At 62.6% G+C, this 23,959-nt stretch carries 21 protein-coding genes; 1 reads left to right on the forward strand and 20 read right to left on the reverse strand.

Annotation, left to right across the window (positions count from 1 at the left end):
• Positions 1-13 precede the first annotated feature (13 nt).
• The 5 genes from surE to MOP87_RS15585 form a co-directional block, all read right to left on the reverse strand.
• Positions 14-763 carry a 5'/3'-nucleotidase SurE gene (gene surE, locus MOP87_RS15565; protein WP_033694933.1) on the reverse strand — a complete coding sequence of 250 codons (750 nt, stop codon included), beginning with the start codon at positions 761-763 and terminating at the stop codon, positions 14-16.
• A complete protein-coding gene (gene truD, locus MOP87_RS15570) occupies positions 751-1,809 on the reverse strand; it encodes a tRNA pseudouridine(13) synthase TruD (RefSeq protein ID WP_027913892.1) in 1,059 nt (352 codons plus the stop codon). Before truD ends, surE begins: the two co-directional genes overlap by 13 nt.
• Entirely contained in the window at positions 1,806-2,279 is a 474-nt protein-coding gene (gene ispF, locus MOP87_RS15575) for a 2-C-methyl-D-erythritol 2,4-cyclodiphosphate synthase (protein ID WP_027913891.1), read from the reverse strand. The genes truD and ispF overlap by 4 nt, the downstream gene beginning before the upstream one ends.
• Positions 2,280-2,375: 96 nt before the next feature.
• Positions 2,376-3,230: an S-formylglutathione hydrolase gene (gene fghA, locus MOP87_RS15580; RefSeq protein ID WP_028686879.1), complete on the reverse strand. Its 855-nt coding sequence runs from the start codon at positions 3,228-3,230 to the stop codon at positions 2,376-2,378.
• Between the two features lie 8 nt (positions 3,231-3,238).
• Positions 3,239-4,351, reverse strand: a complete 1,113-nt coding sequence (locus MOP87_RS15585) for an S-(hydroxymethyl)glutathione dehydrogenase/class III alcohol dehydrogenase (RefSeq protein WP_023534027.1) — start codon at positions 4,349-4,351, stop codon at positions 3,239-3,241.
• A 107-nt stretch (positions 4,352-4,458) separates the two neighbouring features.
• Here MOP87_RS15585 and MOP87_RS15590 point away from each other — a divergent pair, with 107 nt between their 5' ends.
• Entirely contained in the window at positions 4,459-5,352 is an 894-nt protein-coding gene (locus tag MOP87_RS15590; RefSeq protein ID WP_027913889.1) for a LysR substrate-binding domain-containing protein, read from the forward strand.
• Positions 5,353-5,421: 69 nt separating this feature from the next.
• On the opposite strand, the gene ispD is transcribed toward MOP87_RS15590, so the two are convergent.
• From ispD to bamA, 15 genes are all read right to left on the reverse strand, one after another.
• Positions 5,422-6,129 carry a 2-C-methyl-D-erythritol 4-phosphate cytidylyltransferase gene (ispD, locus tag MOP87_RS15595; protein WP_110607011.1) on the reverse strand — a complete coding sequence of 236 codons (708 nt, stop codon included), beginning with the start codon at positions 6,127-6,129 and terminating at the stop codon, positions 5,422-5,424.
• The gene (gene ftsB, locus MOP87_RS15600; protein ID WP_023534037.1) at positions 6,126-6,407 is read right to left on the reverse strand and encodes a cell division protein FtsB; all 282 of its coding nucleotides are present in this window, start codon (positions 6,405-6,407) and stop codon (positions 6,126-6,128) included. Before ftsB ends, ispD begins: the two co-directional genes overlap by 4 nt.
• Before the next feature lie 158 nt (positions 6,408-6,565).
• On the reverse strand, positions 6,566-7,855 hold the full coding sequence (gene eno / locus MOP87_RS15605; RefSeq protein ID WP_023534096.1) for a phosphopyruvate hydratase: 1,290 nt from the start codon (positions 7,853-7,855) through the stop codon (positions 6,566-6,568).
• Between the two features lie 152 nt (positions 7,856-8,007).
• Entirely contained in the window at positions 8,008-8,853 is an 846-nt protein-coding gene (gene kdsA, locus MOP87_RS15610) for a 3-deoxy-8-phosphooctulonate synthase (protein WP_110607010.1), read from the reverse strand.
• A 3-nt stretch (positions 8,854-8,856) separates the two neighbouring features.
• Positions 8,857-10,485 (reverse strand): CTP synthase, encoded by a 1,629-nt coding sequence (locus MOP87_RS15615; RefSeq protein WP_049695534.1) that lies wholly within the window; start codon positions 10,483-10,485, stop codon positions 8,857-8,859.
• A 271-nt stretch (positions 10,486-10,756) separates the two neighbouring features.
• Positions 10,757-12,040, reverse strand: coding sequence for a tRNA lysidine(34) synthetase TilS (tilS, locus tag MOP87_RS15620; RefSeq protein ID WP_145280651.1), 1,284 nt, complete (start codon positions 12,038-12,040; stop codon positions 10,757-10,759).
• Positions 12,041-12,127: 87 nt separating this feature from the next.
• Entirely contained in the window at positions 12,128-13,075 is a 948-nt protein-coding gene (locus tag MOP87_RS15625; protein WP_027913883.1) for an acetyl-CoA carboxylase carboxyltransferase subunit alpha, read from the reverse strand.
• A 106-nt stretch (positions 13,076-13,181) separates the two neighbouring features.
• Positions 13,182-16,706 (reverse strand): DNA polymerase III subunit alpha, encoded by a 3,525-nt coding sequence (gene dnaE / locus MOP87_RS15630; RefSeq protein WP_242809786.1) that lies wholly within the window; start codon positions 16,704-16,706, stop codon positions 13,182-13,184.
• Positions 16,707-16,881: 175 nt separating this feature from the next.
• Positions 16,882-17,505: a ribonuclease HII gene (gene rnhB, locus MOP87_RS15635; RefSeq protein WP_027913881.1), complete on the reverse strand. Its 624-nt coding sequence runs from the start codon at positions 17,503-17,505 to the stop codon at positions 16,882-16,884.
• Position 17,506: 1 nt separating this feature from the next.
• Entirely contained in the window at positions 17,507-18,634 is a 1,128-nt protein-coding gene (gene lpxB / locus MOP87_RS15640) for a lipid-A-disaccharide synthase (protein ID WP_027913880.1), read from the reverse strand.
• A gap of 1 nt (position 18,635) precedes the next feature.
• On the reverse strand, positions 18,636-19,412 hold the full coding sequence (gene lpxA / locus MOP87_RS15645; RefSeq protein ID WP_027913879.1) for an acyl-ACP--UDP-N-acetylglucosamine O-acyltransferase: 777 nt from the start codon (positions 19,410-19,412) through the stop codon (positions 18,636-18,638).
• A complete protein-coding gene (gene fabZ, locus MOP87_RS15650; protein WP_023534097.1) occupies positions 19,409-19,849 on the reverse strand; it encodes a 3-hydroxyacyl-ACP dehydratase FabZ in 441 nt (146 codons plus the stop codon). Before fabZ ends, lpxA begins: the two co-directional genes overlap by 4 nt.
• A gap of 113 nt (positions 19,850-19,962) precedes the next feature.
• Positions 19,963-21,018, reverse strand: a complete 1,056-nt coding sequence (gene lpxD / locus MOP87_RS15655) for a UDP-3-O-(3-hydroxymyristoyl)glucosamine N-acyltransferase (RefSeq protein ID WP_023534150.1) — start codon at positions 21,016-21,018, stop codon at positions 19,963-19,965.
• 1 nt (position 21,019) lies between these two features.
• The gene (locus tag MOP87_RS15660) at positions 21,020-21,523 is read right to left on the reverse strand and encodes an OmpH family outer membrane protein (protein WP_023534153.1); all 504 of its coding nucleotides are present in this window, start codon (positions 21,521-21,523) and stop codon (positions 21,020-21,022) included.
• Between the two features lie 44 nt (positions 21,524-21,567).
• Positions 21,568-23,919: an outer membrane protein assembly factor BamA gene (gene bamA, locus MOP87_RS15665; protein ID WP_145280647.1), complete on the reverse strand. Its 2,352-nt coding sequence runs from the start codon at positions 23,917-23,919 to the stop codon at positions 21,568-21,570.
• Positions 23,920-23,959: the final 40 nt, after the last annotated feature.

The raw sequence follows: 23,959 nt of genomic DNA on the forward strand, positions 1-23,959 counted from the left end.
TCGTCCTCACGCATCAAAGCAAGCCCTCCAGCCAGCCATCGAGCTGCTCGAAAGCGTCGTTGAAGGTGCGGTCGAGCTGCAACGGGGTGATGGAAACGTAGCCTTGCATCACGGCATGGAAGTCAGTGCCCGGGCCGCCGTCCTCTGCATCGCCGGCGACTGCGATCCAGTAACCTTCCTTACCACGCGGGTTGACTACTTTGGTGGGTGCCGCGGCCCGCGCCCGATGGCCGAGTCGCGTCAGCTGGATGCCACGAATGCGCTCAAGCGGCAGGTTGGGTATGTTGACATTGAGCACGGTGCGCGGCGGCAGCGTCAGGCGCGACTGTGCCTCGACCAGACGACGGGCAATATGAGCCGCGGCCGGAAGGTTGTCCGGCTGGCGCGAAAGCAGTGAGAACGCCAGCGACGTACCGCCCAGGAAACGACCCTCCAGCGCAGCGGCCACGGTGCCCGAGTACAGCACGTCATCGCCCAGGTTGGCCCCCAGGTTGATGCCCGACACGACCATGTCTGGCGTATACGGCAACAGCCCGTTGAGCCCCAGGTGCACGCAGTCGGTCGGCGTGCCATTGAGGCTGATGAAGCCGTTGGCCAGCGTCTGCGGATGCAGCGGCCGGTCCAACGTCAGCGAGCTGCCGGCGCCGCTCTTGTCTTGGTCAGGTGCAATGACCGCGCACTGCGCGTAATCGGCAAGCGCAGCGTGCAGCGCGGCGATGCCTGGTGCGGTCACACCGTCGTCGTTCGAAATCAGAATACGCATGGGCTGTCCGTCTGCCCTGCCGACACCAGATCCACCACCTCGCGCACCACGACGGTGGCGAAGCATCCGGCCGGAAGGACGAATTCCAGTTGCAGGATATCAGGCTCGGGATAATGCCACGTAAGGCCAGCAATAGGGAGCCGCAGAATACGCCGTTCGTGATCCATGCCCGCCTTTGCCAACCACTGGCACAGCGCGGGCTGGGCAGCACCGACCGAATTTTCCAATGCCCGGGTTCGACCGCTGGCTGGCGAATCGCCCTCGCCCCACAGGGGGCCTGTAGGGTGCAGGTCGAGAACGGCTAGGCGAGGATCAGCGCATTCAGCTTCAGCAGCCGGAAAAAAGCTGCGGCTGTCGGTGAATGCCAGCAGATCGCCCACTTGCGCACTGGCCCAGCTGCCATCGGCTACCCGTGCGGCCAGGACCTGGTTGAACAGGTAGCTGCGACCGGCTGAAAGCAGGCGCGAGCGAACGTTACGTTGCTCAGGCAAGGCCTGGCGCTCGGCCCAGGCCAGGGCGTCATGCACATTGCCGCCGGCATGCCCGAAGCGCTGGGTACCGAAGTAATTGGGCACGCCGTTGGCTTTGAGCTGGGCCAGGCGCGCGTCGACTGCCTGATGATCGGCTGCCAGCTGGGTCAGGCGCAGCGTGAAGCCATTGGACGAATGCGCGCCGCGCTGCAACTTGCGCTGGTGGCGCATCTGCTTGAGGACGCGCAGATTGGCATCCTCGGCCCGCGACAGGTCGGGGTCGGCCTTGCCCGGCAAATGCAGGCTGAACCACTGGCGGGTCAAGGCCTGGCGGTCCTTGAGCCCGGCGTAGCTGATCGCGCGCGCAGGCACCCCCGCGGCCCTTGCAAGCCGGCGGGCCGCTTCCTCGGTATTGAGCTCACGCTTTTCCACCCATAGCCACAGGTGCTCGCCCTGGCCAGACAGCGGGATATCAAGCACTTCGTCGACCTGAAAATCTTCGGCAACGGCCTTGAGCACAGCCGTACCGAGCGCTTGCCCCGAGGCCCTTGGGCCCAGCAGATCCAATTCGGTCATGCTGGCAGCAACAGGGCAACCGCATGCACGGCGATCCCCTCCTCGCGCCCGGCGAAGCCGAGCTTTTCGGTGGTGGTGGCCTTGACGTTGACCTGGTCCAGGCCCACTTTGAGGTCGTCGGCGATGCGCTGGCGCATGACCTCGATGTGGGGTGCCATCTTCGGCGCCTGGGCAATGATGGTGGCGTCGACGTTGCCGACTTGCCAGCCCTTGGCCCGAACGACATCCAGCACATGACGCAGCAGCACGCGGCTGTCGGCGCCCTTGAACTGCGGGTCGGTGTCGGGGAAGTGCTTGCCGATATCACCCAGCGCGGCGGCGCCGAGCAATGCGTCGCTCAGGGCATGCAGCAGCACGTCACCATCGGAATGGGCCAGCAGGCCGTACTTGTGGGGGATACGCACCCCGCCCAGGGTAATGAAATCACCGTCGCAAAACCGGTGCACATCGTAGCCGTGGCCAATACGCATAAGAAAACGCCCTGAATGAGTCAGGGCGTGATTCTACCTGCATTTGCAACGCCAAGGTGCAGAGCCGGCCAACGTCGCCGGCTGGCTGCCCTGCGGCTACACCCGGCCCAAAGCCACCGCGTGATGGCGCAGGTGTTCCTCGATGAAGCTGGCGATGAAGTAGTAGCTGTGATCGTAGCCCGGTTGCAGACGCAGGGTCAGCTCATGACCGCCTTTGCGCGCCGCCTGCTCCAGGGCTTCGGGCTTGAGCTGCTTTTCGAGGAAGTCGTCGCGATCGCCCTGGTCCACCAGCAACGCAGGGCACTGCCCCGACGGGGTTTCGGCCAGCAACACGCTGGCATCCCACTCACGCCAGCGCGTGCGCTCTTCACCCAGGTAGCGGCTGAAGGCCTTTTCGCCCCAAGGGCAATCCATCGGGTTGCAGATCGGCGAAAACGCCGACACCGAGCGATAGCGGCCTGGGTTGCGCAATGCGCAGACCAGGGCGCCGTGCCCGCCCATGGAATGCCCACTGATGCTGCGCTCGCCGGAGGCCGGGAAATGCGCCTCGATCAGGGCTGGCAGCTCCTGCACCACGTAATCGTGCATGCGGTAGTGCTGAGCCCAGGGTTGCTGCGTGGCATTTAGGTAGAAGCCAGCACCCAGGCCAAAGTCCCAGGCACCGTCGGGATCACCGGGTACCTGCTCGCCGCGAGGGCTGGTATCGGGCGCCACGATGATCAGCCCCAGCTCTGCGGCCAGGCGCTGGGCGCCGGCTTTCTGCATGAAGTTCTCGTCGTTGCAGGTCAACCCGCTGAGCCAGTACAGGACCGGCAGCTTTTCGCCCTGCTCGGCCTGGGGTGGCAGGTAGACGGCGAAGACCATGTCGCAACCCAGCACCTTGGAGGTGTGGCGGTAACGCTTGTGCCAGCCGCCGAAGCTCTTCTGGCAGGAAATATTGTCCAGGGTCATGGCAAGCCTCAGAAGTGGATGACGCTGCGAATGCTCTTGCCTTCGTGCATCAGGTCGAAGGCCTTGTTGATATCCTCCAGGCCCATGGTGTGGGTGATGAAGGTATCCAGCGGAATCTCGCCCTTCTCGGACATTTCCACGTAGCTAGGCAGTTCGCTGCGGCCACGCACGCCGCCGAACGCCGAACCGCGCCAGACGCGTCCGGTGACCAGTTGGAATGGCCGGGTGGCGATTTCCTGACCAGCGCCAGCGACACCGATGATGACCGACTCGCCCCAGCCCTTGTGGCAGCACTCCAGGGCCGCACGCATCAGTTGCACGTTGCCGATGCACTCGAAGGAGAAGTCCACGCCGCCGTCGGTAAGGTCGACGATCACTTCCTGGATGGGGCGATCGTACTCCTTGGGGTTGATGCAATCGGTAGCGCCCAGCTGGCGAGCGATTTCGAACTTGGCCGGGTTGATGTCGATGGCGATGATGCGCGAAGCCTTGGCCTTGACTGCACCAATGATGGCCGACAGGCCGATGCCGCCCAGGCCGAAGACGGCGACGGTATCACCCGGCTGCACCTTGGCGGTGTTCAGCACGGCGCCAATACCCGTGGTCACGCCGCAACCCAGCAGGCAGACCTTCTCCAGCGGCGCTTCTTTCTGGATCTTGGCCACCGAGATTTCCGGCAATACGGTGTATTCGGAGAACGTCGAGGTGCCCATGTAGTGGAACAGCTGCTGACCCTTGTAGGAGAAGCGCGTGGTGCCGTCGGGCATCAGGCCCTTGCCCTGGGTGGCACGGATGGCCTGGCACAGGTTGGTCTTGCCAGACAGGCAGAATTTGCACTTGCCACACTCGGGCGTGTACAGCGGAATCACATGATCACCCACCGCCACCGAGGTCACGCCCTCGCCCACGGCTTCGACGATGGCACCGCCTTCGTGGCCCAGGATGGACGGGAAGATGCCTTCGGGGTCAGCACCGGACAAGGTATAGGCATCGGTGTGGCACACGCCGCTGGCGACCACGCGCAGCAATACCTCGCCAGCCTTGGGCATGGCCACATCGACTTCAACGATTTCCAAGGGTTTCTTGGCTTCGAATGCTACGGCAGCGCGGGACTTGATCATCGCAGGGGCTCCAGACAGGTCAATGAAATCGGCAGACAGTGTAATTCACCCGCAATTGCTGAATAATCGGGTGAAAGACAAAACATTATTGCTGTGCAGGGATAATCATGAGCAACCGCTGGGAGGGCATCGATGAGTTCGTGGCGGTGGCCGAGTTGGGGCAGTTCACGGCGGCGGCTGAACGGCTGGGCGTATCCTCGTCCCATGTGAGCCGGCAGATAGCGCGCCTGGAAGAACGCGTGCAGACGCGTTTGCTGTACCGCAGCACGCGAAGGGTTACGCTCAGCGAGGCCGGACAGACGTTCCTGCAACACTGCCAGCGCCTGCAGGATGGGCGTGAGGAAGCGCTGCGGGCAATGGGCGACCTGGCCAGCGAGCCCAAGGGGCTGCTGCGCATGACGTGCGCCGTGGCCTACGGCGAGCGCTTCATCGTGCCGCTGGTGACCCGTTTCATGGCGTTGTACCCGCAGTTGAGGGTGGACGTCGAACTGAGCAACCAGACCCTGGACCTGCTGCACGAAGGCATGGACCTGGCCATCCGCCTCGGTCGCCTGGCCGACTCGCGCCTGATCGCGACGCGCCTTGCGCCCCGGCGCATGTACGTGTGCGCCTCGCCGGGCTACCTGGCGCGCTATGGCAGGCCGCACAGCCTGTCGGAACTGGCCAGGCACAACTGCCTGATAGGCAGCTCGGATGTATGGGCGTTGCAAATGGAGGGGCGTGAAATCAGCCAGCGCGTTCAGGGCAACTGGCGGTGCAACAGCGGCCAGGCGGTGCTGGATGCGGCGCTCCAGGGCATCGGTTTGTGCCAACTGCCGGATTATTACGTGCTCGAACACCTGCACAGCGGCGCATTGGTCCCGCTGCTGCAAGCCCACCAACCGCCCAATACGGCGGTATGGGCCTTGTACCCGCAACAGCGGCATTTGTCGCCAAAAGTGCGGCGCCTGGTGGACTATCTGAAAGAGGGCTTGGCAGGTCTGCCTGAGTACCGGGCATGACCGGCGCTCAGTCAGAATGGCGGGTGGTGGGAGCCTGACTCAATCACCGGGGAGTTGAACGGGGCCCTGTCAACACCGCCCATTCCAGCGTTGGCGCAGCCACTCCAGGTCTTCGGGGCGCGTAACCTTGAGGTTGTCACTGCGGCCTTCGATCAGCCGTGGCGACTGACCGGACCATTCGATGGCCGACGCCTCATCGGTCACCACCACATCCGACACCAGGCACTCGGCCAGCGCCCGATGCAGCGCCCCTAAACGGAACATCTGCGGCGTATAGGCTTGCCAGATGGTGCTGCGGTCAACCGTGGCGCTGACGCGCCCATGGCCGTCGGATTTTTTGAGCGTATCGCGAGCAGGTACCGCCAACAGGCCGCCCACCGGATCATCTGCCAATTCGGCCAGCAGCTTGTCCAGGTCACTGCGTGCCAGGTTGGGCCGCGCCGCATCGTGCACCAACACCCAGTCATCATCTTGCGCGCCCTGAGCGTGCAACAGCAGCAAGGCATTGAGTACCGAGTCAGCACGCTCGCGCCCCCCGGCAGCCCGGCGGATGCGCGGGTCGCTGGCGCACCCAAGGCCGGGCCAGTAAGGGTCATGTTCAGCGATGCTGACCACGACCCCCTTGAGTGCGGGGTGATCGAGAAAACACGCCAGGCTGTGCTCGATGATGGTCTGCCCCGCCAACGCCAGGTATTGCTTGGGGCGATCGGCAGCCATGCGGGCGCCCACTCCCGCCGCAGGGATCACGGCCCAGAAGGCCGGCAAACGCTCACTCATTTCTGTGGCAACTGAAAGAGGGTTTCGCCTTCCTTGACCATGCCAAGCTCGTGGCGGGCACGTTCTTCGACGGTTTCCATGCCTTTTTTCAACTCCAGTACTTCGGCGTCGAGCACACGGTTACGCTCCAGCAGCCGCTCGTTCTCGGCATGCTGCTCGTCAATCTGCTGCTTGAGCTCGGCCACCTGCGCCAGGCTGCCATTGCCTACCCACAAACGGTATTGCAGGCCGCCCAGCAGCAGAAGCAGGACCAGGAACAACCAATAAGGACTGCGCATCAAGATATCCAGGTTGAAAGACCCTGTTGGTTCAGGATCTCAGATAGCACGAAGCCTGGCCGAGGCCAGGCTTCTCAAACAGAAACCCGATGGAACGTAGGAAGTTACGGTACGAACGTTCCTACAGCTCCGGCTGCTGTCTTTTTACCATCTCTTGCTTAGCCGCGAAACTCGGTACGGCCACGGTAAACCGCCTTGGCACCCAGTTGCTCTTCGATGCGCAGCAATTGGTTGTACTTCGACACGCGGTCGGAGCGGCACAGCGAACCCGTCTTGATCTGACCGGCCGCAGTACCCACAGCCAGGTCGGCGATGGTGGAGTCTTCGGTTTCACCCGAGCGGTGGGAGATCACGGCGGTGTAACCGGCAGCCTTGGCCATCTGGATGGCTTCCAGGGTCTCGGTCAGCGAGCCGATCTGGTTGAACTTGATCAGAATCGAGTTACCGATGCCCTTCTCGATGCCTTCCTTGAGGATCTTGGTATTGGTCACGAACAGGTCGTCACCGACCAGTTGCACCTTCTCGCCGATCTTGTCAGTGAGGATCTTCCAGCCAGCCCAATCGGACTCGTCCAGGCCATCTTCGATCGAAATGATCGGGAAGCGCTCGGTCAGGCCTTTGAGGTAGTCGGCAAAGCCTTCGGCGTCGAACGACTTGCCTTCGCCGGACAGGTTGTACTTGCCGTTCTCATAAAACTCAGAGGCGGCGCAGTCCAGGGCCAGGGTCACGTCGGTGCCCAGTTTGTAGCCGGCTTTCTCGACGGCTTCGGCGATGGCGCCAAGGGCGTCTTCGTTGGAGGCCAGGTTAGGGGCGAAACCGCCTTCGTCACCGACGGCAGTGTTCAGGCCACGGGCCTTGAGCACGGCCTTGAGGTGATGGAAGATCTCGGTCCCCATGCGCAGGCCGTCGGAGAAGGTCTTGGCGCCCACTGGCTGAACCATGAACTCCTGGATATCGACGTTGTTGTCGGCATGCTCGCCACCGTTGATGATGTTCATCATCGGTACCGGCATCGAGTACTGGCCTGGAGTGCCGTTTAGGTTGGCAATGTGGGCGTACAGGGGCAGGTCCTGATCCTGGGCTGCCGCTTTGGCAGCCGCCAGGGACACGGCCAGGATGGCGTTGGCGCCCAGCTTGGCCTTGTTCTCGGTACCGTCCAGCTCGATCATGGCGTGGTCCAGGGCCTTCTGGTCGGAAGGGTCCTTGCCCAGCAGCAGGTCGCGGATTGGGCCATTGATGTTGGCGACAGCCTTCAGCACACCCTTGCCCAAGTAACGGCTCTTGTCGCCATCACGCAGCTCCAGCGCTTCGCGCGAGCCGGTGGAAGCACCGGACGGCGCGCAGGCGCTGCCGATGATGCCGTTGTCGAGCAGTACATCGGCTTCCACGGTGGGGTTGCCACGTGAATCGAGAACTTCACGACCTTTGATGTCGACGATTTTTGCCATTGTTGTAAGCACTCCAGAATTGACGAAAACAACGCAGCTTAGAAAATTCTTGCCGTTCACCGGACGAGGATGCAGAGGCAGGCCCGGCGAAGGGAGCCCCTGACCGAGTGGTCAGGGGTGAATCGGACGGTACTTTACCCGAGAAAAGTGCTTTACGCGGTTTCTACCGTCGGAAAACTTTTCACCAGGTCATCCAGTTGCTTGAGCTGAGCCAGGAACGGCTCCAGCTTGTCCAGGCGCAAGGCACACGGGCCGTCGCACTTGGCGTTGTCCGGATCGGGGTGAGCTTCGAGGAACAACCCTGCCAGCCCCTGGCTCATGCCGGCCTTGGCCAGGTCGGTCACCTGAGCGCGGCGCCCGCCTGCGGAGTCGGCACGACCACCCGGCATCTGCAGGGCATGGGTCACGTCGAAGAACACCGGGTACTCGAACTGCTTCATGACACCGAAGCCGAGCATGTCCACGACCAGGTTGTTGTAACCGAAGCTCGAACCACGCTCGCACAGGATCAATTGGTCATTACCGGCTTCCTCGCACTTGGTCAGGATATGTTTCATCTCCTGGGGTGCGAGGAACTGAGCCTTCTTGATATTGATCACCGCGCCAGTCTTGGCCATCGCCACCACCAGGTCGGTCTGGCGCGACAGGAAAGCCGGCAACTGGATGATGTCGCAGACCTTGGCCACCGGCTCGGCCTGGTAAGGCTCGTGCACATCGGTGATCACCGGCACGTTGAAGGTGCGCTTGATCTCCTCGAAGATCTTCAGGCCCTCTTCCAGGCCAGGGCCGCGGTAGGAAGTGACCGAGGACCGGTTGGCCTTATCGAAGCTGGCCTTGAACACATACGGGATACCGAGCTTTTCGGTAACCCGCACGTATTCTTCGCACACCTTCATGGCCAGGTCGCGGGACTCCAGAACGTTCATGCCACCGAACAGGACGAATGGCTTGTCGTTGGCGATATCGATGTGACCGACGCGGATGATCTTCTGGGGCATGGGTCAGGCCTTGTTCTTCTGGGCGAGCGCCGCCTTGACGAAGCCACTGAACAGCGGGTGGCCATCGCGTGGGGTGGAGGTGAACTCCGGGTGGAACTGGCAGGCGACGAACCACGGGTGGTCCTTGGACTCCACCACCTCGACCAGGGCACCGTCTTCGGAACGACCGGAAACCACCAGGCCTGCGTCCACCAGCTGCGGCAGCAGGTTGTTGTTCACTTCGTAGCGGTGACGGTGACGCTCGGTGATGATGTCCTTGCCATAGCACGCATGCACATTGGAACCGGCAGCCAGCTGGCAGTCCTGGGCGCCCAGGCGCATGGTGCCGCCCAGGTCCGACGCCTCGCTACGGGTTTCGACCGCGCCGGTGGCATCGGCCCACTCGGTGATCAGACCGACGACCGGGTGGCCGCTGTCGCGATCGAACTCGGTGGAGTTGGCGTCGCTCCAGCCCATCACGTTACGGGCGAACTCGATGACCGCCACTTGCATGCCCAGGCAGATACCCAGGTACGGCACCTTGTTCTCACGGGCGTATTGCACCGCCGTGATCTTGCCTTCGACACCGCGCAGGCCGAAACCACCGGGTACCAGGATGGCATCGGCGCCCTGGAGCAGGCTGGTGCCCTGGTTCTCGATGTCTTCGGAATCGATGTAGCGCAGGTTGACCTTGGTGCGGTTGGTGATGCCCGCGTGGCTCATCGCTTCGATCAGCGACTTGTACGCATCGAGCAGCTCCATGTACTTGCCGACCATGGCGATGGTGACTTCATGCTCCGGGTTGAGCTTGGCGTCGACCACCTTGTCCCACTCGGACAGGTCGGCACTGCTGCACTGCAGGCCGAAACGCTCGACGACGAAGTCGTCCAGACCCTGGGCGTGCAAGACACCTGGAATCTTGTAGATGGTGTCGACGTCTTCCAGCGAAATCACCGCGCGCTCTTCAACGTTGGTGAACAACGCGATCTTGCGGCGCGACGATGCATCGACAGGGTGGTCGGAGCGGCAGATCAGCACGTCAGGCTGCAGGCCGATGGAGCGCAGCTCCTTGACCGAGTGCTGGGTCGGCTTGGTCTTGGTTTCACCGGCGGTGGCGATGTAAGGCACCAGCGTCAGGTGCATCAGCATCGCGCGTTTGGAACCCACTTCCACGCGCAGTTGGCGAATGGCTTCGAGGAACGGCTGGGACTCGATGTCGCCCACGGTGCCGCCGATCTCGACCAGGGCCACGTCGGCATCGCCTGCACCCTTGATGATGCGGCGCTTGATTTCATCGGTGATGTGCGGGATGACCTGGATGGTCGCGCCCAGGTAGTCACCACGGCGTTCCTTGCGCAGCACGTGCTCGTAGACGCGGCCGGTGGTGAAGTTGTTGTTCTGGGTCATGGTGGTGCGGATGAACCGCTCGTAGTGGCCCAGGTCCAGGTCGGTCTCGGCGCCATCCTGGGTGACGAATACTTCACCGTGCTGGAACGGGCTCATGGTGCCTGGGTCGACGTTGATGTACGGATCCAGCTTGAGCATGGTGACCTTCAGGCCCCGCGCCTCCAGGATGGCCGCCAGGGAAGCCGAGGCAATGCCTTTCCCCAATGAAGAAACAACACCGCCCGTGACGAATATGTAGCGCGTCATGAAAAACCCTAGAAGTCTGCGTTAAAGCGGCCAGCGCCGCCGGAGATAGCGAAGGAGGGCAAACGCCCCCCGATCACCTGCGTCAATCACAGTGCATCTCGAAAAACTGCCGCGTGTGTACAGACCAGGGGTAACCCTGGCAGGGCGCTCGCTCGTCATTTCTAAGAATCAGCCCAGCAAAAAACTGCTTGGTAATCGGCAACTCCTGTGTTTTCGCGGAACCCACAGAAGCTGTATCAAGAAGGGAGGGTAGTCTACCCGAATGTACCCACTAGCTCAAACCTTGCGCGCGCGTCGGCAACTGCCAATGCAGCCGGTAATCCCCCTGAGCCAAACTGGGCAGGTTGGCCACCGCCAGCAGCCGCTCACCTTGGAAAAGCAGAGGCAGGCGCATGCGCAGAAAATGCGGCACTTGCAGCTCATTGAGCAGGCGCTTGAGATCACGCCGCCCGCGTCCTGGGATGTCCAGCCACTCCCCGCCCTGACGGTAGCCGATACGCAGGCCCGTCAGCGAGCCTGCGCCAACAAGTCGCACACTGCCGTTGCCCGGCAAGGCCAACGGCTCATCGGCGTTTTCCCAAGCCATGGCCTGACGCGGCGTTTGCAACCAGTCGCCGCTCAGCCACCAGATGCGCCCTTGGCTGCGCACCAGTTGGCCATCGCTCAGTTGCCACACGGGGCAGGCATCGCCAGCGGCGTCGCGCAGGTCCGCCCAGCCGGCCCAGTGGCGCGTGTCGGGCAAGCGGGTTCGGTGGCTGAGCCAATACTGCAACGCATTGCGTTGGCGTGCAGGTGAAAGCGCAAGCAGGCCGGCTAGGTCCAGCGAATCGAGCCCAGGCCAAACAGCAGGGGCATTTTGGCGTACCGGCGCCAGGTCGCTCTCGGCCAGCTCGTCCAGCAGGCTCAGGGCTTCGCCCAGGTGGTCGGCGGCACGGGCCAGGCTCTGCCCGGCGTGCGGCCAGCGCTGCCGAAGGGACGGCAGAACCTCCCTGCGCAGATAGTTGCGGGCAAACCGAGTGTCGGCATTCGAAGGGTCCTCGACCCAGCCCAACGCGTGCGCCTGTGCATAGTGTTGCAACTCTCGCCGGGAGCAACCGAGCAAAGGCCTGACCAGCCTGCCCTGCCCCAGCGCCCGCTCCCTCGGCATCGCCGCCAGGCCGCGCAACCCCGCGCCCCGCAGCAGGCGAAACAGCAGCGTTTCAGCCTGGTCGTCGCGGTGCTGGCCAGTGAACAGCATGTCATCTGCCGCCAATACCCGCTCGAAGGCGGCGTAACGGGCATGGCGGGCAGCCTGCTCCAGGCTAGGGCCCGGGGCGACGTCGACCTCGATGACCTGCAGCTCGATGCCCAGGTCATCGCAGACGCGTTGGCAATGGGCAGGCCACGCCTGCGCGACCGGTTGCAGGCCATGCTGGATGTGAATCGCGCGCAGCGGCGGTGCACGATGGCTGCGGGCGTAGGCGGCGAGCCAGTGCAGCAGAACGGTGGAGTCCAGGCCGCCAGAGAGGGCGACGTACCAGGTGCGGGCGCAAAGCCAGGGGGCGGGATCAATCATCAAGGCTTCCATCAACCTGAGTGACGGATGCGGGTGAGCCTGGGCTCCAGGCTCACCCGAGGGGCCGACAGACGGCCCCGAAGGCGATCAGACGCCGTAGCTCATCAGACGATCGTAACGGCGAGCCAGCAGTGCGTCGTGGTCCAACCCGCTGAGCATGTCCAGCTGCTGCACCAGCTCGGCGCGGATGCTTTCGGACATGGCGGCAGGATCACGGTGAGCGCCACCCAGTGGCTCCGGGATAACCTTGTCGACGATGTCCAGGCTCTTGAGGCGCTCAGCCGTGATGCCCATGGCCTCGGCGGCATCGGCAGCCTTGTCGGCCGTCTTCCACAGGATCGAAGCGCAGCCTTCGGGCGAGATGACCGAGTAGGTGGAGTACTGCAGCATGTTCAGCTGGTCGCACACGCCGATGGCCAGCGCGCCGCCCGACCCGCCTTCACCGATCACCGTAGCGATGATTGGCGTCTTCAGGCGCGCCATCACGCGCAGGTTCCAGGCGATGGCCTCGCTCTGGTTACGCTCTTCGGCGTCGATGCCTGGATAGGCACCCGGCGTGTCGATGAAGGTCAGAATCGGCATGCGGAAACGCTCGGCCATTTCCATCAGACGGCACGCCTTGCGGTAGCCCTCAGGGCGCGGCATGCCGAAGTTACGGCGAACCTTCTCCCGCACTTCGCGGCCCTTCTGGTGCCCGATGACCATGACCGGCTTGCCGTCCAGGCGTGCGGTACCGCCAACGATGGCAGCATCGTCGGAGAAGTGGCGATCGCCGTGCAGTTCTTCGAATTCGGTGAAGATGTGCTGCAGGTAGTCCAGGGTATAGGGACGACGCGGGTGACGTGCCAGGCGAGCGATCTGCCAGCTGGTCAGGTTGCCGAAGATGCTTTCGGTCAGGGTATTGCTCTTGTCTTGCAGACGGGCAATTTCATCGCTGATGTTCAGCGAATTGTCGTTGCCTACCAGGCGCAGGCCTTCGATCTTGGCTTGCAGGTCGGCAATCGGCTGTTCGAAGTCGAGAAAGTTCGGGTTCATAGTCATCCGTCTTGGGTCTACGGCCAGGCGGCCGGCCGGTTGATCCGTTTGGCGCCATACCTTAAGGGATCAGGCGCCTTCAGGTCGAGATTAAATGTTGAGCGGCTCAACGGTATTGCAAAAAGACGTTCTCACGTCCGAACTGGTCACGCAGGGTCTGAATCAGCCCGTCTGCGGGGTCGATGGCCCACTGGTCGCCAAATTGCAGCATGGCCTTGGCATCGCTGCCGGTGTATTCCAGCGTGATCGGGCAGGCGCCGCGGTGACGGGTGATCAACTCACCCAGCCACTTGAGGCGATCGCCCTTGAGCGCCTCGTGGGCGACCTTCAGGCGCAGGCTCTCGGCCAGCTTGGTACGGGCATCCTCCAAGGTCATCACCTGCTTGACCCGCAGCCGCAGGCCGCCTGAGAAATCGTCGTTGCTGACCTCCCCTTCGACCACCACCATCGCATCGTTCTGCAGCAGTGACTGGGCCGTGGTATAGGCATCGGCAAACAGCGAGGCCTCGATGCGGCCAGACCTGTCGTCCAGGGTGACGAACCCCATCTTGTCGCCCTTTTTGTTCTTCATGACCCGCAGGGCGATGATCATGCCGGCGATGGTCTGGGTTTCGCGCGAGGGCTTGAGGTCGATGATGCGCTGGCGCGCGAAGCGGCGGATTTCAGCCTCGTATTCATCGATCGGGTGACCGGTGAGGTAAAGCCCCAGCGTGTCCTTCTCGCCCTTGAGCCGCTCCTTGAGCGTCAGTGGTCGCGCTTTGCGGTAACTGGCATACACGTCGGCGTCCGGCTCGTCGAACATGCCGCCGAACAGGTCGATGTGACCGCTGTCGGCCGTGCGGGCCGTCTGCTCGGCCGCCTTGATGGCATCGCCCAGTGCCGCCAGCAGGATGGCCCGGTTGATGTCGATGTGGGCATGGTAAGCCTTGATCTCGTCATGAAAATGCGGGCCGAGCCGGTCCAGCGCGCCACTGCGCACCAGCGCATCGAGGGTGCGCTTGTTGACGCGCTTGAGGTCGATGCGCTCGCAGAAGTCATACAGGTCCTTGAACGGGCCGCCCTCGGCACGGGCCTCGACGATCGCCTCCACAGGCCCCTCACCCACGCCCTTGATGGCGCCGAGGCCATACACAATGCGGCCATCGTCGTTGACGGTGAACTTGAAGTCCGAGAAGTTCACATCTGGCGCGTCCAGACGCAACTTCATGGTGCGCACTTCCTCGACCAGCACCACCACCTTGTCGGTGTTGTGCATGTCCGCCGACAACACCGCGGCCATGAACGGTGCCGGGTGGTGGGTCTTGAGCCAGGCTGTCTGGTAGGACACCAGGCCATAGGCGGCCGAGTGAGACTTGTTGAAGCCGTAACCTGCGAACTTCTCTACCAGGTCGAAGATGTTGCCCGCAAGATCCCCATCGATTCCATTATTGGCACAGCCTTCAATGAAACCGCCGCGCTGCTTGGCCATTTCCTCGGGCTTCTTCTTGCCCATCGCCCGACGCAGCATGTCGGCGCCACCCAAGGTGTACCCCGCCATCACCTGGGCGATCTGCATCACCTGCTCCTGATACAGGATGATGCCGTAGGTTGGCGCCAGCACCGGCTGCAGGCCGTCATACTGATAGTCCGGATGCGGGTAGGCCAGCTCGGCACGTCCGTGCTTGCGGTTGATGAAGTCGTCCACCATACCCGACTGCAGCGGGCCGGGGCGGAACAGCGCCACCAAGGCGATGAGGTCTTCGAGGCAGTCGGGCTTGAGCTTCTTGATCAGCTCTTTCATGCCGCGCGATTCGAGCTGGAACACCGCTGTGGTTTCGGCCTTCTGCAACAGCTCATAGGTCTTGCGGTCATCGAGCGGGATGAAGTCGATGTTCAGGTCGGGCAGGTCTTTCTTGGCCTGCTCACGGTTGATGATCTCCATCGCCCACTTGATGATGGTCAGCGTGCGCAGGCCCAGGAAGTCGAACTTCACAAGGCCCGCCGCCTCCACGTCGTCCTTGTCGAACTGGGTGATCAGGCCACCGCCTTCTTCGTCGCAGGCGATGGGCGAGAAATCAGTAAGCTTGGTCGGCGCAATGACCACGCCACCGGCGTGCTTGCCGGTACCGCGCGTGACGCCTTCAAGCTTCAGGGCCATGTCCCAGATCTCACGAGCGTCTTCGTCACCCTTGAGGAAGTCGCGCAGGATTTCTTCCTGCTCGTAGGCCTTCTCCAGGGTCATGCCCACTTCGAACGGAATCATCTTCGACAGACGATCGGCCAGGCCATAGGACTTGCCTTGCACGCGTGCCACGTCGCGCACCACGGCCTTGGCCGCCATGGTGCCAAAGGTAATGATCTGGCTCACGGCATTACGCCCGTAGGCCTCTGCCACGTAGTCGATGACCCGGTCCCGGCCGTCCATGCAGAAGTCGACGTCGAAGTCGGGCATGGACACCCGCTCAGGGTTCAGGAAGCGCTCGAACAGCAGGTCGTAGGCCAGCGGGTCGAGGTCGGTGATCTTGAGCACGTAGGCCACCAGCGAACCTGCACCCGAGCCTCGGCCAGGCCCCACCGGTACGCCGTTGTTCTTGGCCCACTTGATGAAGTCCATCACGATCAGGAAGTAACCGGGGAAGCCCATCTGGATGATGATATCCAGCTCGAACTTCAGGCGATCGAGGTAGACCTGGCGCTTTTGCTCGTAGTCGGGCGTGGTCTCTTTCGGCCACAGCACCGCAAGGCGCTCTTCCAGCCCTTCGTGGGACACGTGACGCAGGTAATCGTCGATCCCCATGCCATTGGGCGTGGGGAAGTCAGGCAGGAAGTACTTGCCCAGTTGCACCTGGATATTGCAGCGCTTGGCGATTTCGACGGTGTTGGCCAGGGCGTCCGGCAGGTCGCTGAACAGCTCGGCCATTTCCTCGGCCGATTTCAGGTATTGCTGGTCGCTGTACAGGCGCGGGCGACGCGGATCGTCCAGCGTCCAGCCTTCACCGATGCATACACGGGTTTCGTGGGCGTCGAAATCGGTCTGTTTGATGAAACGCACATCGTTGGTGGCCACCAGCGGCGCACCCAGCCGATCGGCCAGGGCCACGGCGGCATGCACATACTCTTCGTCCCTGGGGCGACTGGTGCGCTGGACTTCGACATAAAAGCGCTCGGGGAACATGGCCATCCAGTCCTCGAGCAGCGCTTGCGCCTCCTCACTACGCCCCCCCAGCAACGCCATGCCGATGTCGCCTTCCTTGCCCGCCGAAAGCGCGATCAGGCCTTCGCTGGCCGCGGCAATCCAGTCACGCTGGATGATGACCAGGCCATTGCGCTGGCCCTCGGTCCAGCCCCGGGAAAGCAACTCGGTCAGGTTGCGGTAGCCCAGAGGGTTCATGGCCAGGAAGCAGATACGCGACAGCGGCGCCTGCGCATCTTCACCGGCCAACCACAGGTCCGCACCACAGATCGGCTTGATGCCCGCCCCCATGGCCGCCTTGTAGAACTTGACCAGCGAGCACATGTTGCTCTGGTCGGTGATCGCCACCGCAGGCATGTTCATCCCGGCCAGCGCCTTGGCCAGCGGTTTGATCCGGACCAGACCGTCGACCAGCGAGAATTCGGAGTGGACGCGCAGGTGAACGAAGGAAACCGACATGAATGATCCTGTAGCAGTGCTTAACGACAAGGGCGCGATTGTAGCTCAATTGGGCAGGGGTTTTGAGGGCCGGTTGCCCCTGCGCGACGGCAGGGCGGCCTGAGCAAATGCCTGGGAACGTGGTCCAGCCCGGCCCCGCAGGGCCTCAAGCCCCTGGATACGGCAGGGTTGGGTATCAGATCAGCGAGGCGGTCACAGCCTCACGCACACCCCAGGCGGCACGCACGGGCGCAAACGATCGACGATGAATGGGCGTCGGCCCGAGCCGTGCCAGTGCCTCCAGGTGGACCGGCGTCGGGTAGCCTTTATGCGCGCCTATGCCGTACCCGGGGTAGATCAGCTCGAAGGCGCCCATTTCGCGATCCCGCGTTACCTTGGCCAGGATCGAAGCCGCCGCGATGGCGGGCACCTTGGCATCCCCCTGCACGACCGGTGCCGAGGGCACCGACAGCTGCGGGCAGCGATTGCCGTCGATCAAGGCCATGTTCGGGGTGATGTGCAAGCCTTCCACCGCGCGCTGCATGGCCAGCATGGTGGCATGCAGGATATTGAGGCGATCGATTTCTTCGACTTCGGCGCGGGCAATGAAAAAGCTCAGGGCCTTGTCGCAGATTTCGTCGAACAAGGCCTCACGGCGTGCCTGGGTCAGCTTCTTCGAGTCGTTCAGCCCCAGGATCGGGCGTGCTGGGTCAAGGATCACGGCAGCCGTCACCACGTCGCCACACAGGGGGCCGCGGCCCACTTCGTCGACGCCGGCGACCAAGTCTTCGACCAGGTTGAAATCCAGACCGAACTGCATCTCAGCGTTTCTCCAGCAGGGCCAGCACGGCGTCGGCGGCCTGATTGGAGGCATCCCGGCGCAACGTGCGGTGAATCTCGTCGAACGAGTCGGTTTGCCCGCTACCGTCGCGCAGCAAGGGCAACAGCGCATCGACCAGCGCTTCGCTGGTCGCAGCGTCTTGCAGCAACTCGGGCACCAGTGCACGGCGCGCCAGCAGGTTGGGCAAGGACACGTAGGGGCTTTTCACCAGCCGTTTGAGTATCCAGTAGGTAAGCGGCGCCAGGCGGTAGGCGACTACCATGGGTCGCTTGAACAGCAGCGCTTCCAGGGTGGCCGTACCCGATGCGATCAGGACGGCGTCACACGCGGCAAGCGCCTCGTGCGAGCGGCCATCGAGCAGGGCCAACGGCAAATTGCGGCCCTCGAGCATTTGCTCGAGCTGCGCGCGGCGAGCGGCGTTGGCACAGGGCAGCACGAAGCGCACACCCGGCACCTGCTGCTGCAGACGTTGCGCTGCATCCAGGAACAGCGCACCCAGGCGCCCGACTTCGCCCCCACGGCTGCCTGGCATCAGGGCGACCACCGGGCCATCGCCCAGGCCCAGGGCGGCGCGCGCCGCGGGCCGATCCGCCTGCAGGGCAATGGTATCGGCCAGCGGGTGGCCGACGAATCGCACCGGCACGCCCTGCTCTTCATAGAAGCGGGCCTCGAACGGCAACAATGTCAGCATCAGGTCGCAACCCTGACGTATCTTCAACACGCGCTTTTGCCGCCATGCCCACACTGAAGGACTGACGTAGTGGACGGTCTTGATCCCCGCCTGGCGCAGTTTGAGTTCGATCTCCAGCGTAAAGTCGGGCGCATCGATACCGATGAACACGTCCGGCTTCTGCTCGATGAGTGTCTGGACCAGCAGCTTGCGGCGCTTGAGCAATTCACGCAGGCGACCGAGCACCTCGACCAGCCCCATGACGGCCAAGCGCTCCATGGGGAAGTAGGATTGCAGGCCTTCGGCCTCCATGAGCGGGCCACCGACACCGATGAAGCGCACATCGGGATGGCGCGCCTTCAAGGCGCGCATCAAGCCGGAACCGAGGATGTCGCCGCTGGCTTCACCGGCGACCAGGGCTACGCAGAGCTGGGCCATGTCAGCGAGTGATGCCGCGGGCCGAACTCACGATCGACTGGCGGAACAGCTCGACCTCGGGATGCTGCGCCGCCGGCGCTTCGAGTTCGCGCAATGCATCCTCCACCGTCAGGCCCTGGCGGTAGACGATCTTGTAGCAGCGACGCAGCACATGGATGACCTCGTCGCTGAAACCACGGCGGCGCATGCCTTCGAAGTTCATGCTGCGCGCTTCGGCGGGGCTGCCGAAAACGGTGACGAACGCGGGCACGTCCTTGCCGATGGCCGTGCCCATGCCAGAAAACGCATGGGCGCCGATGTGGCAATACTGGTGCACCAGGGTGAACCCGGACAGGATCGCCCAGTCGCCCACATGCACATGGCCCGCCAGCGCAGTGTTGTTGACCAGAATGCAGTGGCTGCCGATCACGCTGTCATGGCCAATGTGGGCATAGGCCATGATCAGGTTATGGTCGCCGACGGTGGTTTCGGCGCGATCCTGCACGGTACCGCGGTGGATCGTGACGCCTTCACGGATGACGTTGTGATCGCCGATCACCAGGCGGGTGGGCTCACCCTTGTACTTGAGGTCCGGGGTGTCTTCGCCAATCGAGGAAAACTGAAAGATACGGTTGTGCTTGCCGATCCGGGTCGGCCCCTTGAGCACAACGTGTGGGCCGATGACGGTGCCCTCCCCGATTTCGACATCGGGGCCAACGATCGACCAAGGGCCCACCTCGACGCCTTCGGCCAGCTTGGCCGAAGGGTCGATGATGGCCCGAGGATCAATCGAATTCATAGGGAGCGTTCCGCACAGGTGATTTCGGCCGAGCATACTGCCTTGCCGTCGACCAGGGCACGGCATTCGAACTTCCAGATCATGCTTTTGCGGCTCAGGAACTTCGCTTCCAGCACCAGCTGGTCACCCGGCAGCACCGGCTGACGGAAACGCAGCTTGTCGGAGCCTACGAAGTAGTACAAGGTGCCGTCGGCAGGCTTGGCATCGAGCATCTTGAAACCGAGGATGCCGGCCGCCTGGGCCATGGCTTCGATGATCAGGACGCCGGGCATGATGGGGTGCGCCGGGAAGTGACCGTTGAAGAACGGCTCGTTGATGCTGACATTCTTGTAGGCACGAATGCTCTGGGCCTCGTAATCCAGATCCGTCACGCGGTCCACTAGCAGGAACGGGTAACGGTGAGGCAGGTATTCGCGAATCTCGTTGATGTCCATCATTTCGGGGGGGAAGCCTGTATAAGAATAGGGAGCGCAGGTGCTGACCACACGCTCCTTTTGCAATCCAAAGAGGAGCCAGCTAGCGACTGTTCACTCTTGCTCAGGAAATGGTATCAGCCTTCTGATGTCGGCTGCCCACCTGAGGTCACGGTATCGACGCGTTTTTCCAACTGCTGGAGACGCTTGGCCATGTCGTCCAGGTGGCGGATACGCGCGGCGCTCTTGCGCCAGTCAGCCAGAGGCTGCATGGCAGTCCCGGAAGAATAGCCACCCGGCTCGGTGATCGAGCGGGTCACCATGGTCATTCCGGACACGAAAACGTTGTCGCAGACATCGATATGACCGACCATGCCCACGCCACCGGCGATGGTGCAATGCTTGCCGATACGCGTACTGCCGGAGATACCCACGCACGCGGCCATGGCCGTATGCTCCCCGATCTGCACGTTGTGGGCAATCTGGATCTGGTTGTCGAGCTTGACGCCGTCGGCGATGCAGGTGTCGGACAAGGCGCCACGGTCCACGGCCGTGTTCACACCAATCTCCACATCGTCACCAATGCTGACCCCGCCGATCTGGGCGATCTTGCGCCACACGCCTTTCTCGTTGGCAAAGCCAAAGCCTTCACCACCGATCACTGCGCCGGACTGGATGACCACCCGCTTGCCAATGGTGACATCGTGATACAGCGTGACCCGCGGCGCCAGCCAGCCCCCTTCGCCGATCACGCAGCGGGCACCGATGAAGCAGTGGGCACCGATGGTGACATGGGCGCCGATACGCGCACCGCTTTCAACGACCGCGAAAGGCCCGACACTGGCCGTCGCGTCTACCTGGGCATCCCCGGCTACCACGGCGCTGGGGTGAATCCCCGCCACAGCCTTGGGTTTGGGGTCGAACAGGTGGGAAATGCGGGCATATGCCAGGTAGGGATCGGCAACGATCAGGGCATGACCGGCGAACGCCTCGGCATCGGCGGCCTTGAGCAGCACGGCAGCCGCCTGGCTCTCGTCCAGGTATTTGCGGTACTGCGGGTTGGCAAGAAAGCTCAACTGACCCGGCCCGGCCTCCTGCAAGGTGGCAAGGCCTGTGATCTGCAGCGTCTCGGGGCCCTTGAGGGTGGCCCCGAGGGTCTCGGCCAGTTGGCCAAGCGTCATGGTCACGGTCATATCAACGGGCTTGGTTCATACGCTCGATAACCTGGCGGGTGATGTCGTACTGAGGCTTGACATCAATGACCGCACCGCGCTCGAGCACCAGGTCGTAACCGCCCTTCTTGATCACTTCCTCGACGGCGCCGTCCAGCTTGGGCTTGAGCTGCTTGAGCATGTCGCGGTCGGCAACGGCCTTGGCTTCGTTCAGCTCCTTGGACTGGAACTGGAAGTCACGGGCCTTTTGCTTGAACTCGAGCTCCAGGCGCTCACGCTCCTGCTGCTGCATCTTGTCACCGCCCTTGATCAGGCGATCCTGGATGCCCTTGGCGCTGCTTTCCAGGCCTTTGAGCTTGGTCAGCTGAGGGCCGAACTTCTTTTCGGCATCCACGGCGTACTTCTTGGCGGCATCGGACTCGAGCAGTGCCATCTGATAGTTCAGAACGGCAACCTTCATTTCGGCGAAAGCCGGGGTGGCGACCAGCGCCGCGGCCACTACGGCCATTTGGGTCAACTTGCGCACGATGAACTCCTGGATAAACCGTTGTCGTTAAGCAAGGGCCGACCTTAGAAGGTCTGGCCCAGAGAGAATTGGAACACCTGGGTGTCTGCCTCGTCCGGCTTCTTGATCGGCATCGCCAGGCTGAAGCTCAACGGGCCCAAGGCCGTGATCCACGTCACGCCAAGACCGACCGAACTGGCCATGTCGGAGAAACCGACCTTGGTGCAGTCCGGCTTGTTGCCGCAGTTGGTGTCGAACACGTTACCCACGTCCCAGAAGACCGAGGTGCGCAGGGAACGCTGATCCTTGACGAACGGCAGCGGGAACAGCAACTCGACGCCGCCCTGGACCAGGACGTTGCCGCCGAATGGAAGCGGGTCTTGGTCGGGGTCTTCAATCGTGCCGTTCACCGGATTGTTTTTACTTGGGGTACTGCGCGGCCCCAGGGTGCTGTCCTTGAAGCCGCGAACCGAGTTGAAGCCGCCCGCGTAGTAGTTCTCGTAGAACGGCAGACCGGAGGTACCCCCGAAGCCGTCACCGTAACCCAGTTCGGTGTGCAGACGCAGGGTGTAGTTCTGGCTCAGTGGCTTGAACAGCTGGCCGCGGTAGTCCAGTTTGTAGAACGACAAGTCGCTGCCTGGAATCGTGGTTTCGAGGCTCAGGCTCTGCGAGTGACCGCGTGTTGCCAGCACACCTTTGTTCAACGTCGATTCGGACCAGCCGATCGAGGCTTTGAAGTTGGTGAAGTTCTCGCCTTCCTTGTTGATGAAATCAAAGATCTCGTCAACGGTGTACTTACCGGTCTTCAGCTTATCCTGCTGCACACTCAACCCATAGGTCAGGCGCGACGTCTCGCTGATCGGGTAACCCAGGCTCACACCGGCACCCAGGCTGTCCACCGCGTAGCTCGCCACGTCGACATCGAGGTCGTCGTAGTTGGTGCTGCGGTAGAAGGCGTTGTAACCCAGGCTCACGCCATCGGCAGTGAAGTAGGGATCGACGAAGCCGAAGTTGTATCGCGACTGGTACTCGGACCGGGTCAGGCCAACGGAAACCTTGTTACCGGTACCCAGGAAGTTGCTCTGGCTGATCGAGCCACCCAGGATCAAGCCTGCGCTCTGGGCAAAGCCGACGCTGGCGGTGATCGAACCGGAGGCCTGCTCTTCGACGCTGTAGTTCACGTCGACCTGATCGTCGGTGCCCGGCACCGGTGGGGTCTCGACGTTCACGTCCTTGAAGAAGCCCAGCCGTTCCAGGCGGGTCTTGGACTGGTCGATCAGGTAGGTCGAGGCCCAGCCGCCTTCCATCTGACGCATTTCGCGGCGCAGCACTTCGTCTTCGGTCTTGGTGTTGCCGCGGTAGTTGATGCGGTTGACGTACGCACGCTTGCCCGGATCGACCACGAACATGATGTCGACGGTGTGATCCTGGTCGTTTGGCTGAGGCACGCCGTTGACGTTGGCGAAGGTATAGCCTTCGTTACCCAGGCGGCGGGTGATCAGCTCGGACGTGCTGGTCATCACCTTGCGCGAGAACACCTGGCCCGGCTGCACCAGCAGCAGCGACTTGACCTGGTCTTCCGGTACCTTGAGGTCACCGGAGAGCTTCACGTCACGGACGGTGTACTTCTCGCCTTCGTTGATGTTGACGGTGATGTAGACGTGTTTCTTGTCAGGTGTGATGGACACCTGGGTGGACGCGATGTCCATGTTGATGTAGCCGCGGTCCAGGTAGTAGGAACGCAGACGCTCCAGGTCACCGGACAGTTTTTCGCGGGCATACTTGTCGTCATTCTTGAAGAACGACAACCAGTTGGTGGTCTTGAGCTCGAACAGCTGACCCAGGGTGTCGTCATCGAACACGTTGTTGCCAACGATGTTGATGTGCTGGATGGCAGCGACGGTGCCCTCGTTGATCTTGATCTTCAAGGCCACACGGTTGCGCGGCTGAGGCACCACCTCGGCGTCGACCTCGGCCGAGTAGCGGCCCTGGGCCACGTACTGGCGCTGCAGCTCGTTACGCACGCCTTCGAGGGTAGCACGCTGGAAGATCTCGCCTTCGGCCAGGCCCGATTGCTTCAGGCCCTTCATCAGGTCTTCGGTACTGATCGCCTTGTTGCCTTCGATCTCGATGCTCGACACCGACGGGCGCTCGACCACATTGATGATCAGCACGTTGCCATCACGGTTCAGCTCGATGTCCTGGAAGAACCCGGTCTTGAACAGCGAGCGGGTCGACTCCACCAGGCGCCGGTCATCGGCCTGGTCGCCCACGTTCAGGGGCAAGGCACCGAAGACGCTGCCGGCGGAAACCCGCTGCAGGCCATTGACGCGGATATCGGAGATGGTGAAGGACTCGGCGTGAACTTCAGCGATCATCAGTGCGGAGAGCACCGCAGTTAGCAACAGACGTTTCATGAAGTCCTTTTATTCCAACTGGCAATAAACAACCTGCCGT

Source organism: Pseudomonas sp. I3-I5 (genome assembly GCF_022699445.1).
Taxonomy (GTDB): domain Bacteria; phylum Pseudomonadota; class Gammaproteobacteria; order Pseudomonadales; family Pseudomonadaceae; genus Aquipseudomonas; species Aquipseudomonas fulva.

Excerpts from the sequence above, each read along its gene's own strand:
- MOP87_RS15615 (WP_049695534.1), bottom strand. The coding sequence starts at position 10,485 with ATGACGCGCTACATATTCGTCACGGGCGGTGTTGTTTCTTCATTGGGG.
- ispD (WP_110607011.1), bottom strand. The coding sequence starts at position 6,129 with ATGAGTGAGCGTTTGCCGGCCTTCTGGGCCGTGATCCCTGCGGCGGGA.
- lpxB (WP_027913880.1), bottom strand. The coding sequence starts at position 18,634 with ATGGCCCAGCTCTGCGTAGCCCTGGTCGCCGGTGAAGCCAGCGGCGAC.
- MOP87_RS15590 (WP_027913889.1), top strand. The coding sequence starts at position 4,459 with ATGAGCAACCGCTGGGAGGGCATCGATGAGTTCGTGGCGGTGGCCGAG.
- MOP87_RS15625 (WP_027913883.1), bottom strand. The coding sequence starts at position 13,075 with ATGAACCCGAACTTTCTCGACTTCGAACAGCCGATTGCCGACCTGCAA.
- rnhB (WP_027913881.1), bottom strand. The coding sequence starts at position 17,505 with ATGCAGTTCGGTCTGGATTTCAACCTGGTCGAAGACTTGGTCGCCGGC.
- ispF (WP_027913891.1), bottom strand. The coding sequence starts at position 2,279 with ATGCGTATTGGCCACGGCTACGATGTGCACCGGTTTTGCGACGGTGAT.
- surE (WP_033694933.1), bottom strand. The coding sequence starts at position 763 with ATGCGTATTCTGATTTCGAACGACGACGGTGTGACCGCACCAGGCATC.
- lpxA (WP_027913879.1), bottom strand. The coding sequence starts at position 19,412 with ATGAATTCGATTGATCCTCGGGCCATCATCGACCCTTCGGCCAAGCTG.
- kdsA (WP_110607010.1), bottom strand. The coding sequence starts at position 8,853 with ATGCCCCAGAAGATCATCCGCGTCGGTCACATCGATATCGCCAACGAC.
- eno (WP_023534096.1), bottom strand. The coding sequence starts at position 7,855 with ATGGCAAAAATCGTCGACATCAAAGGTCGTGAAGTTCTCGATTCACGT.
- ftsB (WP_023534037.1), bottom strand. The coding sequence starts at position 6,407 with ATGCGCAGTCCTTATTGGTTGTTCCTGGTCCTGCTTCTGCTGCTGGGC.
- dnaE (WP_242809786.1), bottom strand. The coding sequence starts at position 16,706 with ATGTCGGTTTCCTTCGTTCACCTGCGCGTCCACTCCGAATTCTCGCTG.
- tilS (WP_145280651.1), bottom strand. The coding sequence starts at position 12,040 with ATGATTGATCCCGCCCCCTGGCTTTGCGCCCGCACCTGGTACGTCGCC.
- bamA (WP_145280647.1), bottom strand. The coding sequence starts at position 23,919 with ATGAAACGTCTGTTGCTAACTGCGGTGCTCTCCGCACTGATGATCGCT.
- MOP87_RS15585 (WP_023534027.1), bottom strand. The coding sequence starts at position 4,351 with ATGATCAAGTCCCGCGCTGCCGTAGCATTCGAAGCCAAGAAACCCTTG.
- truD (WP_027913892.1), bottom strand. The coding sequence starts at position 1,809 with ATGACCGAATTGGATCTGCTGGGCCCAAGGGCCTCGGGGCAAGCGCTC.
- fabZ (WP_023534097.1), bottom strand. The coding sequence starts at position 19,849 with ATGATGGACATCAACGAGATTCGCGAATACCTGCCTCACCGTTACCCG.
- lpxD (WP_023534150.1), bottom strand. The coding sequence starts at position 21,018 with ATGACCGTGACCATGACGCTTGGCCAACTGGCCGAGACCCTCGGGGCC.
- fghA (WP_028686879.1), bottom strand. The coding sequence starts at position 3,230 with ATGACCCTGGACAATATTTCCTGCCAGAAGAGCTTCGGCGGCTGGCAC.